Genomic DNA, 15,363 nt, shown 5'->3' on the forward strand with positions numbered 1-15,363 from the left:
ACTCGTGGACACCTTGTGATACTCCGCTCGCTCGTTTGCCGTTTTCCGGGACTTGGATGGCACCGCTGGATGCGCTAGGTCATACCCTCACAAAACAGGCTGCAATGGAACGACCTTGAACGCGAAACTCCGAATTGGTTCAAAAAGCAGTAATGACGCAAACCGTATCACACGAGAATAATCCCAAGTCCGGGCTTCGCAAGTTAGCCGGTTGGTGCAGGGCGCATCCCATGGTTTGCGTGTCAATCTACATCGCCGTCGTCTCCGCGTTTTTCCTTGCGTTTCCGCGCATCGACTTCCTTGTCAGCGGCCTGTTCTATTCGGAGACCGCAGGTTTCTGGGCACAAAATGATGCGTTTTTGCGCGACGTGAGGCACCTGGGGCCGTTTCTGGTGCGGGTGATCGCGATCAGTTGCGTCGCCGTGCTTGTTCTGAAGCTGTTCGCGCCCGGGCGGCCCCCGATCCTACCGCTTCGGCAGCCGCTGTTTCTGCTCACCACGCTTATCATGGGTCCGGGTGTCCTGGTAAACACGATACTGAAAGACAACTGGGGACGCCCGCGGCCCCGGTATGTCGAGGAATTCGGAGGCGACCTGTCGCATCAGCCTGTCTGGGTGATTTCCGATCAGTGCGAGCGCAACTGTTCCTTCGTTTCCGGCGAGGCCTCCGCTGCGATCTGGCTCACGTCCGTTGCGTTTCTCGTGCCGGCGAGCTGGCGCAAGGCAACCTTGTGCTTCGTGCTGCCGCTCTGCGTGATCCTGTCGGCCAACCGGGTTGCGTTCGGCGGGCATTTCTTTTCCGACACGCTGATTTCATGGGGCGTCACCCTGCTCCTCATTCTCGCCGTCTACCATCTTCTCTACCAGAGAGTTCCGCCGCTCGTCACGGACCGGAAGCTCGACGAATGGTTCACGGTGAAGGGCCGGCGTCTGCATCGCTATCTCCGCCGTGCCGTGCGTCGTGCCAAACGGCTGTTGAGCGGCGCCTTGCGCGCGTTTTCAGAGCATTGAGTCCGTCCGCCCAGGTGCGAACGATCAGGTGAGATGCTCGCGATCCGGCTGATACTGTTTTTTCCTCGGGCGGGTCCGCTTCAGAATTTTGGCAAAGCGCAGCGGAGACCGGTTCTCAACCCAGGTGATTGCATCATTCAAGGGAGGCGTTGTCCGTCGCCGCCTGCGCAACAGCCGTGCCGCGCTTCTGCTCGTGCCGACGATCACGATCAGTCCGAGGGCAAGCAGCGGCACTCCCGTCGGGATGGGCAGCCATACCGTCGCGAATCCCAGCAACAGGAGCAAGGCGGCCAGGGACCACCAGAGAAACTTCATTGCAAATCAAGCCTCGAGGTCGGGAACCCTACCCTTACCGCAGGCTGTAAGAAGGATTTATGAAAACAAAAGTTCAAATGTCCCGGGACTGACCTTTGGATTGCACTCAGCGAATGGTCGCAAGCAGCTTTTCGCAGCCGGACCGGATCAGGAGATACACGTCTTCAAAACCCTCCGGGCCGCCGAAGTAGGGGTCCGGTACATCCATTGGCGGGGCGTTCAAAAGGAGACGTATCTCGGCACGCGGTGTCGCGCAGAGGGACGAAAGCGTCGCGAGATTGTTGCCATCCATCGCAACGATGACGTCAAACCGGTCGAAATCATCCAAAGACACCGTGCGCGCCTGCTGATGCGAGATGTCGATACCGTTTCTTGCGGCAATCTCCACCGATCGCGGATCGGGCGGATTGCCGATATGCCACGCCCCTGTGCCCGCCGAGTCGATCTGAAAATCACCGGTCAGGCCGGCGTCATCGACCAGTCCGGAAAATATGCCTTCAGCGAGGGGTGAACGGCAAATGTTGCCAAGACAGACAAACAGGACTTTGTGGGTCAATGCACTCTCCGATATTCTCTGTAGCGACATCGTGCTCAGGGGTGTCGCGAATTGCAACATCGAACCGGAGGGTTGAACGGATGGTTGAACGACTGAAACCGGAAGACCGGGCTGCAGGGCTCAACACGTTGCCGCACTGGCACATGTGCGACGGACGCGAGGCGATTTTCAGATCCTTCAAGTTCAAGGACTTCTGTGAAGCCTTCGCCTTCATGACCCACGTGGCGCTTCTCGCCGAAAAAATGAACCATCATCCTGAATGGTCTAATGTCTACCGGACGGTCGATATCACGCTCGCGACCCATGATGTCGGTGGGCTGAGCGAGCTGGACCTGGACCTTGCCCGACAGATCGACGAGGTTGCGTCCAAAACCTGATGTGACTGGATTTCAAGCGCCCTTGGCGAGCAGGAAGCGGTGACCGAAATCAGTGCGTTCGCTCGAGACGAGCGTGTGGCCGTTTTCCTGGCAGAAGTGAGGAATGTCGATTTCGGCCATCGGATCGGTTGTCAGGACGACCAGCCTGTCGCCAGCAGTTATCCTCGACATGGCCTTGCGTGCCTTGAGAACGGGGAGCGGGCATTTCAGCCCCTTCAGATCGAGCAGGGTTTCGGACACAACGAGCCTTCTGTTGTCGGACGCGCAGCTTCCCGCGCGATGTCTGTTCAGTGCATCATCTAGTTCAAAAGGCTGTCTGTTTCCATTCTTTCAATGGCAACTAATGGTCCCGTGGTAAGAAAGATCCATGCGCATTTTGTTTCATTGCAAGCAGGAAGGGCAAAGCCGGGCCTGCGGTGAATAAGACCTGACCTTTTGCGGTTTCCGTGCGAGTGTGGCGTTGTTGTCCCTCCCGGCGCGGAGTTCCCCCCGGGGGCGTCCGGTTTCATTGTTGACGATTGGAAGTGCCCAGATGCCCAAAGCGCCTGTTTCCCCATTGGATGTTCTCGATTTCTGGTGGCAGGCCGGTGCGCCGAAATGGTTTGCAGGCGGGGACAAGTTCGACGGCAGCTGCCGAGAGGGCTTCCGCGGAACCGTTGAAGATGCGATCGCCGGCAAGCTGGATCACTGGGCGGAAACGGCTGATGGAGCGCTCGCGCTCCTGATCCTGCTTGATCAGATGACGCGCAACATTTTCAGGGGCACACCCGAGGCGTTTGCGGCAGACGCAAAAGCCGTGTCGATTGCCGAAGCCGCCCTTGAAAGAGGTTTCGACCGTGCGTTCCCGAAAGACGTGCGCGTGTTCTTTTATCTGCCGTTTGAACATTCCGAAGACATGTCCCACCAGGAGCGGTGCGTTGATCTGTGCCGGCGCCTTGGTAACACGGATTTTTATCATTACGCCCTGATCCACATGGATGTGATCAGGCGTTTCGGGCGATTTCCTCATCGCAACAAGGTTCTCAATCGCGAATCAACGCCCGACGAAATTGCTTATCTGGAGGATGGTGGGTTTTCCGCCTGAACCCCACGCGTTGACGCGTTTCCGGTTTCATCCGGCCGAAGGACCGGTGTCCCGGCTGCGTTTGCCGGCCTGCCTCATTTCGATGCTTTTGCTCAGACTTCGGCCTGCCTAATTATTCACACTCTGCACGAAATTCGACTATTTTTTAATCAGAAAAAATGCCTCTAAATTCATCACAGTCAGATGTCTTAACGCGCGAATTCCGTTCGCCCTCGTTCAAGTATCTGAATTAATTTGCCTTTTCAATTTATCCTGCCAGTTGGCACGGTCCTTGATTAACAGTCGCCGACGTTGGCCCGGCTATTTGGGCACGGTGCATTCGAGACCTGATCGTTCTTCCAGAGGGGCACAAACCAGGCACGGCACCAGGGTCGACGACCGAGCGCCTTCGAAGGGAAGGGGCGAAAAAAGGGGAATGGTACGAGCAATGAAAATAGTGATGGCCATCATTAAGCCGTTCAAGCTCGACGAAGTGCGCGATGCCCTGACAGGCATCGGCATACAGGGTCTGACGGTGACCGAAGTGAAGGGTTATGGCCGCCAAAAGGGGCATACCGAAATCTACCGCGGAACAGAGTACGCGGTGAGCTTCCTGCCGAAGCTGAAAATCGAAGTCGCCGTCGATACCTCTGATGTCGAGAAGGTAATTGACGTGATCTCCGGGGCCGCAAAAACCGGTCAGATCGGAGACGGCAAAATATTCGTTCACTCGATCGATCAGGCTGTGCGCATCCGCACTGGCGAAACAGACGCCGAAGCTCTGTGATTTAGGTAAGGAAACGTATCATGAAAAAACTTGTCGCTAAGAGTGCGGCGGCGCTTGCCGTGTTGAGCCTTTCGGCTCTGCCGGTTTTCGCTCAGGATGCGGCTGAAACTCCGGCCGTGTCTCCGGAAGTCGCTTATATTTTCAACACACTCCTGTTCCTCATCGGCGGTTTCCTCGTCATGTGGATGGCTGCCGGCTTTGCGATGCTGGAAGCCGGCCTCGTGCGTTCGAAAAACGTGTCGATGCAGTGCCTGAAAAACATCTCGCTTTACTCGATCGCAGGCGTCATGTTCTGGATCACCGGCTACAACCTGATGTATACCGGCGTTGACGGCGGCTTCATCGGTTCCTTCGGCCCGTATTCGTTCGATCCGGTCGGTGGCGACGCCCTCGATACCGGTTACTCCACGGCTTCCGACTGGTTCTTCCAGATGGTGTTCGTGGCTGCAACGGCTTCAATCGTCTCCGGCACCGTGGCCGAGCGCGTCAAGCTCTGGCCGTTCCTGATTTTCACGGCTGTCCTGACTGGTATCATCTATCCGATTTCCGGTTCCTGGCAGTGGGGCGCCGGCTGGCTGTCCGAAATGGGCTTCTCCGACTTCGCCGGTTCCACGATCGTTCACTCCGTGGGTGGCTGGGCTGCTCTGGCCGGTGCGATCATTCTCGGCGCGCGTAAGGGCAAGTATGGCGCAGACGGCACCGTGCATCCGCTGCCCGGATCGTCCATGCCGCTCGCAACGCTCGGCACGTTCATCCTGTGGCTCGGCTGGTTCGGCTTCAACGGCGCGTCGCAGCTGGCAATGGGTTCTATTGGCGATGTCACCGATATCTCGCGCATCTTCGCCAACACCAACATGGCTGCAGCTTCCGGTGTCATCGTTGCGGTGATCCTGACCCAGGTTCTCTACAAGAAAGTCGACGTGACCATGGCGCTCAACGGTGCTCTTGCCGGCCTGGTCTCCATCACGGCTGAACCGCTTGCTCCGAGCATGTGGGCAACACTGTTCATCGGTGGTGTCGGCGGTGCGATCGTTGTCTTCGCCGTTCCGCTGCTCGACAAGCTGAAAATCGACGATGTTGTCGGCGCTATCCCGGTTCACCTGCTTGCAGGCATCTGGGGCACCCTGATTGTTCCGCTGTCGAACGGCGATGCCTCCTACGGCACGCAGATCATCGGGATCGTCTCCTACGGCGTGTTCGCATTCGTTGCCAGCGGCATCGTCTGGTTCATCCTGAAGAGCACCATGGGTATCCGCGTCTCCGACGAAGAAGAGGCACTCGGCCTCGACAAGGTCGAAATCGGTGTGGAAGCCTATCCGGAATTCGGAACCGGTTCTCAGCGTCTCTGAGGTTTCAGAGGCGAAGAAAGAAATCTCCCAGGCGGTCTAATGGCTCGGACCGCAAACTGGAAACCCGGGGGCAACCCCGGGTTTTTTTTGCCTGAAGAATGCGCCCGGTTTCAGCCGGCTCGCGTCAGTCTTTCGGCCACTTCCTGAACGGTCTCCGAAGCACGCCTGGCAAGCTCGATGTTCCTGGCCGATCCCTTGATTGCGTTTTCCGTGTCCTTGCGGATCTGATGGAGGTTGGTCGATACCCTGTCGAGTGCAGCGGTTCGGTCCGTCATCTGGAGGGACGTTGCTTGGTTGCGCGTGGTCAGATCGTTCAAACAGGTTTCCACCGAAGAAATCTGCTCCAGACTGCTGGCGCTTTGCGTATCGGAAAGCTGCAGCTTTTCTTTCGCGGTTTCGACAAGCTGACGTGTCTCTGCAAGCGATTGCGTCATTTCAGAAAGGATCGTGGCAATGGATTCAACGGCTCTTTCCGTCGACCCGGCCAGCGCCTTCACCTCGCCTGCAACGACCGAAAAGCCTTTGCCGGCATCGCCCGCACGGGCTGCTTCGATCGTCGCGTTGAGCGCAAGCAAGTTGGTCTGTGATGAGATCGACGAAATCTCCTGAGCCAGATTTTCGATATCATTGAATTTGCGGGTCAGGTCTGATGTGGCCGTGCTCAGATGTCCGATGAGTTCCGCTGCGCTGAGGCAGGTTTGCGAAATTGCCGTTATCCCCTCACGTGCCTGCGTGATCTTGCCTCCGGCATCGGCGAGGTCCTGCGTACAGCCGCGTGCTTCAAGCCCTACGGACTGAAGGTCCTTCTGGATATGCTCGGAGGTGGATATCAGGTCCGCCAGGAAATCCGCGCGTTCCTTGCTGGCAATGTTCACTGCCCTCGCATTCTGCCCGATCTCCGAAACGACGGTCCAGGCGTCTTCCAACTGCCGGACGTCGGCGTCGGCGGGGAGCCGTGCCGATGTCCCGGCATCTGGCTGCTCTTCCCGTCCGGTCTTCCCCGGCCCGTTCCCGCGGGCTTCATTCTCCGCGTGCGCAGCGCTGTTCGGATCCGTGGTCTTCAAGGTGAGATAAGCGCTCACGAGAGAGACGATAAAGGGCACGGCTGTCGACAAAAGAGCCTGCCAGATGATCAATTCGGCCTGCCCGAAGACAGCGTCGACCTGGTTGATGACCGTGAGGATGGATCCGACGATCAGAGCCGTGATCACGGCACGCTTGAACATGGTGTGTCCCTTTGAATTAAGAAGTCGGGATCAATGTAGCTCCTGTTGCACAATCGTGCGTCGCCCGCCTCTTGATGTTTGAAGGTTTGACCGGCCGCAGCTGATTTCATGCAAGGGTGCTGCCGGGTTGCAAAAGGCTGGACAGGTCGTCATGGCTGTCGACAATCCTGTGCGCTCCGGCCTGAAGAAGCTGGTCCCCATGCCCGCCGTGACTGTGTCCGCCGCCGACAAATCCCCAGACCGTCATGCCCGCGGCAAGGCCGGCCTTCACGCCATTGGCGCTGTCTTCTATTACCAGACAGGATTGCGGGTTCGCATCGAGCCTCTGTGCGGCGAACAGGAAAAGATCCGGAGCCGGCTTGCCGTTCTGCACCTGCTCGCCCGAATAGATGTGAGGGTCGAAATACGCATGAAGACCCGTGTGCCGCAGCTTGTGGACCAGTCTCTTCAGGCGCGAGGAGGAGGCGACGGCGCGCCGTCCGTCGTGGTTTTCCAGTAGCTGTTTGATACCGGCGATCTCCGCGAGTTCACGGTTGATGCGTTCCATGGTGGCCTCATCAAGATCCGGACCGAAATTCGGCGGCAGCGGTCCCTTTCCAAGTGCCCGGTGGTCCCGGTCCAGGGCGGCCCAGAAATCCGTGCCGCCGAGACCCTGAAACCGGTCCATGTATTCATTTAGCTCGTAGTGCAGGCCAATCCGCGCAAGATGTTCCCGTTCCACGGCGACGTAGATCAATTCCGAATCGACCAGAACGCCGTCGCAATCGAACAGGATTGCTTCAAATGCCATGCGAATACCGTCCTTTCCCCATTTGGGGCCTGAGCTAGTGGGACCCGTCAAACAGTCCCTTAACGACCTGCCGTTGAAACAAGATGACGAGAAGGCACGGCGGCACGATCGCAAGCATGGCCAGCATCAGGCCGGGCAAGCTGGCGCGGCCGAAAAACTGCATTCCTCTCACGAGCGTGTAGGTGGCTTCCTCGGATGTCACCATCACCGGCCAAAGATACTGGTTCCAGCCGTTCACGAACAAGACAAGAAACAGCGCCGCCGCTGTCGGTGCCGACAGGGGCATCAGTATGTCCTTGAAGAATTTCCAGCTTCCGGCACCGTCCAGCCGCGCCGATTCCAGCAGCGTGTCGGGTACGGTCAGCAGGAACTGGCGGAAAAACAAGGTCCCGAGACCCGATGCGACGAGCGGGAAGATGAGCCCGGCTTCCGTGTTCACCAGGCCCAGGTCTGCGACCACGTCATATGTGGGCAAAAACCGGGATTCGAGCGGCAGCATCAGGGTGAGGAGCAGAACAGCGAAGATCGCGCTCGCGCCCTTCACCCGGAAATAGACCAGCGTATAGGCGGCAAGCAGCGAGACGACCACTTTGAGTGATGCAAACCCTGCACCGAGCACAAACGAATTCCACAGCATTCCGGCAACGGTGATGTCTCCGGAAAAACCCGCGCTCGACGACAGGAAAGCGCCATAGTTGGCAACAAGGGCCCCGCCCGGATCGAGACGCGGCAGCATCCGGCTGCCGGGGGCATGTGTGGTTGCGGCGAAAATCGAAAAGACCGGCAGACACATGAGCACGGATCCTGCAACCAGGATCGCATGATCCACGGCGTGCCGCGCCCTGCGCCTGAATGCGTGTGTCAAAGGCATTTCCAACACGGTGTCACGCCCGTCAGGCCTCCGTTTCCTGTGTCATACGACCACGATACCCGAATGCTTGGCCTTGTGTTCCGGCTCGACGTGAATGGTGATGCGGGCGCCGGGAACGTCTTCCTTGATGGCTGCTTCGATCCGGTCGCAGATGTTATGGGCAGTATCAACCGACATATCTGCGGGGACGACGAGGTGGAAGTCGATGAAGGTGGACCTGCCGGCGATGCGTGTGCGCAGGTCATGGGCTTCCAGTGCCCCTTCCCCCTGCTGCGAAATCTGGTCCCGGATCTTGCCGAGCACCTCCGCGGAGGCAGCTTCATCCATGAGCCCGCCGACCGATTCCTTGACGAGTTCCCAACCGGACCACAGTACCAGCAGACCGACAATCACGGCCAGCGCAGGGTCGAGCAGTTGCCAGCCGGTGAGCAGCACAAGGCCGACGCCCAGAAGCACGCCCACGGAGGTTACGACGTCCGTCATCAGGTGTTTGCCGTCCGCGATGAGCGCAGGTGACCTCGATTTGCGGCCGTAGTTCATCAGGAACCGGGCCCATGCGCCGTTGATGATCGCCGATGCCAGGTTCATCCCGAGCCCGAGCGGCGAATAGTTCGGATGATCACCTGCGGTGAAACCAACCCACGCAGCACGGAAAATGGATATCGCGGCCAGAACGATCATCACGCCGACAAGGACAGCGGCGAAGTACTCCGCCTTGTCGTGTCCGTAGGGGTGGTTCTTGTCCGCGGGCTTGGAAGCCAACCAGACAGCGGCAAGCGCTGCAATCGACGAGACGATATTGACGGACGTTTCGAGCGCATCCGAGTAAAGCGCGACCGAGCCGGTGAGAAGATAGGCGCCGATCTTGAGGGCCAGGACCAGGATGCCGACGAATATGCTTGCAAAAGCAACCCGAAGTCTCAATGCCTGATCCATGCACTTCCCCGTTGCGTGAGCCGCGTCGCGGCAAAGGGGTAGCAGTTTTTACGCAGGATACAAGATAGTCGCCGTGTTAATCCTGTACTTTCCGGACGGGGTATCAGGACTGTGCAGCGCGGACGATGCCTCAGGCACCGTCGCGCAGGTTCATGACGGCCGCGCCGATGATCTTGCCCGGTCCGTCCCGGTCTTCGATCTGGACGATAATGGCGCAGCGTGCATCGTCTTTCAGCATCAGTTTGGATTTCGGCATGCGAAACGTCTCCGCGCCGCCTTCCCAAACGCCGATCGGCTGCAGATTGCGGACGATGTTCACGTAGCGGATCGTCCTTCCGGCATTTTCTCCGCGGCCGATATCAATCGTCGCTTCGTCGTCGATCCTGAGGAAATAGACCGTTGCCATCTTGGCTCCGGCGGGCAGTTGTCCGTCCAGATCCGCTTGCACGACCATGTCGGATATCGTCAGATCGACCTGCGCGGTGAACGGATCGGCGCGGTCAAGCGCTGCCCGGACGTCGCGCTCCCGGCTGCCGACAACATGCTCTTCACCGTTGATCACCATCTGCGGCGTGTAGACGGACCGGTCACCGCGCCGGGTCGCGTAGGCGCGCTGACGCTGAGAATGTGCGGGGCTGGCAAGCGTGTCCTTCCAGCCGAGGTAGTCCCAATAGTCGACCGGCATCAGAACGGTCAGAACATCTTTGTCCTCTTCAACTAGACGTTCGGCAAGCTTGTCCGCCGGAGGACAGGACGAACAGCCCTGGCTCGTGAACAGTTCCACCACTTTTTTCGGCTGCGCATCGGCGATGCCAATCGATATAGACAGTCCGGCTATTCCGGCCAGAACAACAGCACACGTACGGAAAGCCTGATGTGCTTTCCGAAATGTCAGACCCACCATTTGGCTCGTTTCCTTTTTCGGTTGCCGGTAAAATATGCAACTTGGCTTTCAATCGCGAGTCACGAGCCGGTGACATCGTCGGGATCGGGGGAATTTCGCACAAATGTGAAATCGGGCGAACCGTCCGTTACCGGTTTGCCGCAATGATCTTGCTGAGTTCAGGCAGGAAGACTTCCTGATAGGACGCAGGGCTCAAAGGTCCGATGAACTTGTACCGGATCGTGCCTTCCTTATCGACAACAAATGTTTCCGGCACCCCGTAAACACCCCACTCGATCGCGGTTCTTCCGGCCGGATCGGCACCGATGTGGCTATAGGGATTGCCGAGGCTTCCCAGGAACCGCCGGGCGTTTTCCGGCTTGTCCTTGTAGTTGATGCCGAGCAGCTGAATGTCCTTGACCTTGGCGAGGTCTTCAAGAAGCGGGTGTTCCTGGCGGCAGGGAACGCACCAGGACGCAAACACGTTGACGACAGACACTTTTCCGAGAAGGTCCTCTCGCGAGAACCCGGGGACCACGCTTCCGTCCCTGGTGATGCCTTCAACCGCTGTCAGGGAAAATTCGGGGGCGGGTTTGTCGATCAGCGCGGACGGGATCTTCTGCGGATCGTTGCCGAGCAGGAGCTGGAACATGAACAGTCCCGCCAGTGCCATGAACACTACGAGAGGTAACAGGACCAGAACCGGGAAGCCGCGCTTCGCCGGCGCATTTGCCGTCTTGCCGTCCGGCTTGAAGCCGGATCCAGGTGCATCCATTTCGGTCATGTTTTTCGGCTGTCCGGTTGGTTGCGTGAAATTCCCTGTTCGGCGAGTTGCTTCAGGGCGCGATCCTGGACGAACTTGTCGATCCTGACCCAGGCGATCAGCGCCAGAACCGTCAGAAAGCAGAGCGCGTAGGACGCGATGATGAAGCCTGAATGCGGTCCGAGATCCATGGGTCTACTCCGCAGGCTGCGCTGTCGCGGCAGCGGTTCCAGGATGTGAAACGCTCGCCGCTCTCATGCGCAGTGCGCGCACGCGGCGGCGCAGGATTTCGTTGCGCATCGCCATCAGATGCAGCACGAAAAACAGTAGCGTGAAGGCCAACGCCATCACCAGGAGCGGCCAGAGCTGATCCGGGTGAATGGTCGGCCCGTCAAGGCGAACAACACTGGCGGGCTGATGAAGGGTGTTCCACCAGTCCACCGAAAACTTGATGATCGGCAGGTTGAGCGCGCCGACAAGCGTCAGTACCGCTGCGGCCTTGCCGGCCTTGATCGGATCATCCATCGTCCGCCAGAGCGTCATGAGCCCCAGATACATGATCAGAAGCACCAGGACGGAAGTGAGCCGCGCGTCCCAGACCCAGTAGGTTCCCCACATGGGTTTGCCCCACAAGGATCCGGTCAGCAGGGCCATGAAGGTGAAGGCCGCCCCAATCGGAGCTGCGCTTTTCGCGGAAACGTCCGCAAGCGGATGCTTCCAGACCAACGTCCCGATTGAGGACAGGGACATGACGGTGTAGCACATCATGCACAGCCAGGCGGCCGGGACGTGGATATACATGATCCGGATGGTCTGGCCCTGCTGGTAGTCTTCGGGTGCCTGAAAGCTCATGTAGAGCCCCGCCGCGAAGGTGATCACGCACAGTCCGACGAGCCAGGGCAGAACAATCTGAACCAGCCTCAAAAACCGCGTCGGATTTGCATAATCCCAAAATGCCATAGCGTCTTACTTACTGCACTCTCCAAGTTCCTTCAATGCACTCCCCTGTCGCAGGCCGCATTGCGCTCGATCAAGAGGGGGGTGATGTTCGTGTCCCGCTGCTCAATCCGATGCGAAGCGGAGGGCGGCTGCCGAAGCAACGGGGCCGACAACGGCGGCGATCAGCGTGAGCGCGCACAGGATCAGAAACGGGGTCAGAAACGGGACCGGATCGTGAATGGCTGCATCCGCTGCGCTAACGCCGAATATGAGCACGGGGATGGCCAGGGGGATGACGAGAACGGCAAGCAGCAAGCCTCCCCGCCGCAGCGAAACGGTGAGCGACGCGCCTATTGCTCCGATCAGTGTGAGTGCCGGCGTTCCGACGAGAAGTGTCACGGTGACCGCCCCCGTTGAGACCGGGTCGAGGTTCAGAAACACGCCAAGGAGCGGGGCTGCGACAACCAGCGGCAGGCCGGTCGCGATCCAGTGGGCCAGGCATTTCACCAGCACGACGATTTCAAGCGGGCGGGCAGACATCATCATCAGGTCGAGAGTGCCGTCTTCGCGATCGGCCTGGAACAACCGGTCGAGCCCGAGCAGCGTTGCCAGTAACGCCCCGATCCAAAGGATGGCCGGACCGATGCGGGCCAGCAGGTTGAGGTCCGGACCAACGCCGAATGGAATAACGGTGACGACCGCGAGAAAAAACAGGACACCCACGAGTGCACTGCCGCCGATGCGGACCGACAGACGCATATCGCGCATGAACAAGGCCATCGCCCAGTTGCTCATGACAGCGCATCCTCCATCGTCAGCGCCGCCGGATCGCCGGCCTCCAGGTGCAGCTTGCGGATCCTGTCGAGTGAGAGGTCGGTATGTGTCGCGGTAATGATGAGACCGCCGTTCTCCAGATGCGCGTTCATGAGACCGAGCAACTGATGTTCGGACGCCTTGTCGAGCGCGGATGTCGGTTCGTCCATGAGCCAGATCGGACGCGGCGTGATCAGAAGCCGCGACAGAGACAGTCGGCGTTTCTGTCCGGCAGACAGATAGGCCGCTGGAAGCTGGGCGGTGTGACCGATCCCGAGTTTTTCCAGCGCTTCGCCCGGCGAGCATCTGCCGCCACTGAAGCTTCCCGGTTCACAGGACGCGGTGAAACTTTGCCAGAAATGGAGGTTCTCCAGAACCGAGAGAGCCGGTTTGACGGCATCCTGATGGCCGAAATAGTGGGCCTGTTCCTGGGGCATAAGATCAGGCATCCCACCGTCCAGACGCAAGGTTCCGGAGGCGAGCGGCACCAGCCCGGCCAGCGTTCGCAGCAGAGACGACTTGCCGATGCCGTTGGCACCGGTCACGACAAGAGCTTCTCCCTTTTCAACGGTGAAGGACAGATCCTGAAACACCCGGCGTCCACCGCGGTCGATCGTCAGCTTTTCGGCAACAAGTTTCAGAAGACTGCTCCGCATGACAAGGCACGTTTGTCTTGTTAGTGCCGCGCACAGGTATCACGCAAGAAATTTCGGCGGCCTTAATCTCTGTCAAATGCGCACTGCTTCCATGGATGAAGTCTGTGTGTCTGGCGGGGCCGGGTGCGCTGGACCGGGCAGGACCCGATCGGCGGGCATCCTGAGTCAATCGAAAATCTGCTCAATCTGTTCGATGCCAACGCCTTCCTTCACTTCCCTCAGCCGCAGGTAGACGAGGCAGGCAACGATACAAATGAAGCCGATTACGAGACCGAAGGTGACCAGGGAGGATGCGAAAGACAGAATTCCGCTCAAGGTGTCCGAAACCAGTGAAGCCAATGCAGTCAGCAAAACCGTGGCTATCGAGAACGCAAGCTGAACTGCGACGCTGCACAAACCGGCCAGAAACATCGTTCCCAGTACAGGCAGCCGGTATCCTTTCGTGAGTTCCATGCTTCGCCCAAGACTGCGCAAGCCCTTCTTCTCGATGACGGCTGCCGAAGGCATGAGGGAGAATGCGGCAACCGACCAGAGGTAGATCACGAAGAACGCCGGCAGTGCCACGAATGAGAGCAACGGTGTCACAAACCCCAGGGCGAACATGGAGGCCTGGAGCGCAAGCAGAGCAACACCGATGGCAACGCCAAGCAGGACAATAGCGGGTGCGGCTGCCAGCGAAGGCCCGGATATCTCCCGCAGACTTCTCGTCTTTTGATGTTTTGCATCATAGGTCAGCTTCGTGACCGCCGCGGAAATCAGGGAAATCGCGGCACAGAACGTCAGCAGGGACGTGACCGTATAAGCAGCCACCATCGGCCAGTTGGCGGTCGGGTCTTCGAGATTGATCGCCCCCGTACTGGAGAGCATCAGGCCGATTGGCACGATGAAAAGTGCCATGGGCACCGAAGAGACCAGGATCATCCTGAAAATGTTCTTGATCAGGATGGAAAAACTCTCTCCGATTATGGTGCCGACACCCAATGGCGCCTTGGGTTCCGGTGCCGTGACGTACGGCTGTGCCTGATCTTCTGCATCAGGAGGGCCCAATGGGGCCTGTTCAGTCGGACTTCGCAATTATCTAAACCTGAAATTTCCTGATTTTTCTTGGCCGACCGTAGGTTGGCTCGGGTCTGAGCTCAAGCGGAAATGCTCCCGCGACGGTGTGCTGCTGAAACATGAGGTAGGCTGCCCTCGGCGCCCGTGGAGGACGCCGAGGGTGCCCAATTCAATCGAAGACGGACGCGATCTGGTCGACGTTCACGCCTTCCTTGACCTCGCGAAGTCGGGCGTAGATCAGCGCGATGAGGATACTCACGTAGCCGGCGCCGAGTGTGGACATGCCGGCAAAGAGCACGATACCGATGATCAGTCCGATTGAACCGATGCTGGCAATCAGACCGACCACGAACACCGCAAGAAAGCTGATGATCACGGACAGGATGATGCCGAGAATCAATGCTCCAACGATCGGCCAGCGATACTCCTTGGTGAGAAAGCTGCTGCGGCCCATTGCACCGAAGCCGGCACGTTCGATCACGATGACCGGGGCAATCACGGCAAACACTGCATAGACCCAGAGACCGGGCACGATGAACAGGACCAGGCCGATGGATACCAGGATCGACACGACGATCGTTATGACTGCAAGAGGCACGATGACGCTGATGGCGGGTCCGATGTAGCGGCCGAGCTGGATGGGACGGGACAGCTTTGCGTCATAGGCAAGCTGAACGAGCAGCGCCGTCGTGATGGAGTAGACGACCATGTTGATGAGCAAGGAGAGAATGCTCGCAACCACGCTGCCGGGGCCGGAGAATTCCTGAACTTCCAGACCGAGGGCCACATTGAAGCCGGTCAGGGCGCCCGAAATCAGGAACCCGATCAGCGTGGGGACGAAACCGATGATGATGATCTTGATGAAGTGGCCGAACAGGATCGAAAAACTCTCCCCCACGATAGAGCCGACACCGAGGGGGGGCTTGGCCTGGCTGTAACCTGTGTCCGTCATGCAATTGCTCCGTTTTCGTCA

The 15,363-nt window shown here is 58.7% G+C and carries 20 protein-coding genes; 5 read left to right on the plus strand and 15 right to left on the minus strand.

What is annotated here, in order from left to right:
* The first annotated feature begins 230 nt into the window (after window positions 1-230).
* Window positions 231-1,010, plus strand: coding sequence for a phosphatase PAP2 family protein (locus tag RDA78_RS08285; protein WP_434054850.1), 780 nt, complete (start codon window positions 231-233; stop codon window positions 1,008-1,010).
* A gap of 24 nt (window positions 1,011-1,034) precedes the next feature.
* On the opposite strand, the gene RDA78_RS08290 is transcribed toward RDA78_RS08285, so the two are convergent.
* On the minus strand, window positions 1,035-1,325 hold the full coding sequence (locus RDA78_RS08290) for a hypothetical protein (protein WP_434054851.1): 291 nt from the start codon (window positions 1,323-1,325) through the stop codon (window positions 1,035-1,037).
* A gap of 106 nt (window positions 1,326-1,431) precedes the next feature.
* Window positions 1,432-1,911: a low molecular weight protein-tyrosine-phosphatase gene (locus tag RDA78_RS08295; RefSeq protein ID WP_434054852.1), complete on the minus strand. Its 480-nt coding sequence runs from the start codon at window positions 1,909-1,911 to the stop codon at window positions 1,432-1,434.
* Window positions 1,912-1,961: 50 nt separating this feature from the next.
* Here RDA78_RS08295 and RDA78_RS08300 point away from each other — a divergent pair, with 50 nt between their 5' ends.
* Entirely contained in the window at window positions 1,962-2,258 is a 297-nt protein-coding gene (locus RDA78_RS08300) for a 4a-hydroxytetrahydrobiopterin dehydratase (RefSeq protein ID WP_434054853.1), read from the plus strand.
* Between the two features lie 12 nt (window positions 2,259-2,270).
* On the opposite strand, the gene RDA78_RS08305 is transcribed toward RDA78_RS08300, so the two are convergent.
* Window positions 2,271-2,498 (minus strand): sulfurtransferase TusA family protein, encoded by a 228-nt coding sequence (locus RDA78_RS08305; protein ID WP_434054854.1) that lies wholly within the window; start codon window positions 2,496-2,498, stop codon window positions 2,271-2,273.
* Between the two features lie 292 nt (window positions 2,499-2,790).
* Between RDA78_RS08305 and RDA78_RS08310 the strand changes: the two genes are divergently transcribed.
* The 3 genes from RDA78_RS08310 to RDA78_RS08320 all read left to right on the plus strand — a co-directional run bounded on the left by RDA78_RS08310 (window position 2,791) and on the right by RDA78_RS08320 (window position 5,457).
* A complete protein-coding gene (locus RDA78_RS08310; RefSeq protein WP_434054855.1) occupies window positions 2,791-3,342 on the plus strand; it encodes a DUF924 family protein in 552 nt (183 codons plus the stop codon).
* Between the two features lie 427 nt (window positions 3,343-3,769).
* Window positions 3,770-4,108: a P-II family nitrogen regulator gene (locus tag RDA78_RS08315; RefSeq protein WP_421980174.1), complete on the plus strand. Its 339-nt coding sequence runs from the start codon at window positions 3,770-3,772 to the stop codon at window positions 4,106-4,108.
* Window positions 4,109-4,128: 20 nt separating this feature from the next.
* Complete coding sequence (locus tag RDA78_RS08320; protein ID WP_434054856.1) at window positions 4,129-5,457, plus strand: ammonium transporter; 1,329 nt, start codon at window positions 4,129-4,131, stop codon at window positions 5,455-5,457.
* A gap of 110 nt (window positions 5,458-5,567) precedes the next feature.
* On the opposite strand, the gene RDA78_RS08325 is transcribed toward RDA78_RS08320, so the two are convergent.
* The 12 genes from RDA78_RS08325 to RDA78_RS08380 form a co-directional block, all read right to left on the minus strand.
* On the minus strand, window positions 5,568-6,683 hold the full coding sequence (locus RDA78_RS08325; protein ID WP_434054857.1) for a methyl-accepting chemotaxis protein: 1,116 nt from the start codon (window positions 6,681-6,683) through the stop codon (window positions 5,568-5,570).
* Window positions 6,684-6,789: 106 nt separating this feature from the next.
* Window positions 6,790-7,473, minus strand: a complete 684-nt coding sequence (locus RDA78_RS08330) for an HAD family hydrolase (protein ID WP_434054858.1) — start codon at window positions 7,471-7,473, stop codon at window positions 6,790-6,792.
* 34 nt (window positions 7,474-7,507) lie between these two features.
* A complete protein-coding gene (locus RDA78_RS08335; protein ID WP_434054859.1) occupies window positions 7,508-8,344 on the minus strand; it encodes a carbohydrate ABC transporter permease in 837 nt (278 codons plus the stop codon).
* Window positions 8,345-8,386: 42 nt separating this feature from the next.
* The gene (locus RDA78_RS08340; protein WP_434054860.1) at window positions 8,387-9,280 is read right to left on the minus strand and encodes a cation diffusion facilitator family transporter; all 894 of its coding nucleotides are present in this window, start codon (window positions 9,278-9,280) and stop codon (window positions 8,387-8,389) included.
* A 130-nt stretch (window positions 9,281-9,410) separates the two neighbouring features.
* The gene (locus RDA78_RS08345) at window positions 9,411-10,184 is read right to left on the minus strand and encodes a DUF1223 domain-containing protein (protein WP_434054861.1); all 774 of its coding nucleotides are present in this window, start codon (window positions 10,182-10,184) and stop codon (window positions 9,411-9,413) included.
* 127 nt (window positions 10,185-10,311) lie between these two features.
* Window positions 10,312-10,938, minus strand: coding sequence for a DsbE family thiol:disulfide interchange protein (locus tag RDA78_RS08350; protein ID WP_434056121.1), 627 nt, complete (start codon window positions 10,936-10,938; stop codon window positions 10,312-10,314).
* A 5-nt stretch (window positions 10,939-10,943) separates the two neighbouring features.
* Window positions 10,944-11,117: a heme exporter protein CcmD gene (gene ccmD, locus RDA78_RS08355; protein WP_434054862.1), complete on the minus strand. Its 174-nt coding sequence runs from the start codon at window positions 11,115-11,117 to the stop codon at window positions 10,944-10,946.
* A 4-nt stretch (window positions 11,118-11,121) separates the two neighbouring features.
* Window positions 11,122-11,886, minus strand: coding sequence for a heme ABC transporter permease (locus RDA78_RS08360; RefSeq protein ID WP_434054863.1), 765 nt, complete (start codon window positions 11,884-11,886; stop codon window positions 11,122-11,124).
* A 102-nt stretch (window positions 11,887-11,988) separates the two neighbouring features.
* Window positions 11,989-12,660, minus strand: coding sequence for a heme exporter protein CcmB (gene ccmB, locus RDA78_RS08365; RefSeq protein WP_434054864.1), 672 nt, complete (start codon window positions 12,658-12,660; stop codon window positions 11,989-11,991).
* Window positions 12,657-13,319, minus strand: coding sequence for a heme ABC exporter ATP-binding protein CcmA (gene ccmA / locus RDA78_RS08370; protein WP_434056122.1), 663 nt, complete (start codon window positions 13,317-13,319; stop codon window positions 12,657-12,659). The genes ccmB and ccmA overlap by 4 nt, the downstream gene beginning before the upstream one ends.
* A gap of 180 nt (window positions 13,320-13,499) precedes the next feature.
* Window positions 13,500-14,381, minus strand: coding sequence for a hypothetical protein (locus RDA78_RS08375; RefSeq protein ID WP_434054865.1), 882 nt, complete (start codon window positions 14,379-14,381; stop codon window positions 13,500-13,502).
* Between the two features lie 178 nt (window positions 14,382-14,559).
* Window positions 14,560-15,342, minus strand: coding sequence for a hypothetical protein (locus RDA78_RS08380; protein WP_434054866.1), 783 nt, complete (start codon window positions 15,340-15,342; stop codon window positions 14,560-14,562).
* Window positions 15,343-15,363: the final 21 nt, after the last annotated feature.

It is taken from the genome of Roseibium sp. (assembly GCF_051016195.1).
In the GTDB taxonomy this organism is placed as follows: Bacteria; Pseudomonadota; Alphaproteobacteria; order Rhizobiales; family Stappiaceae; genus Roseibium.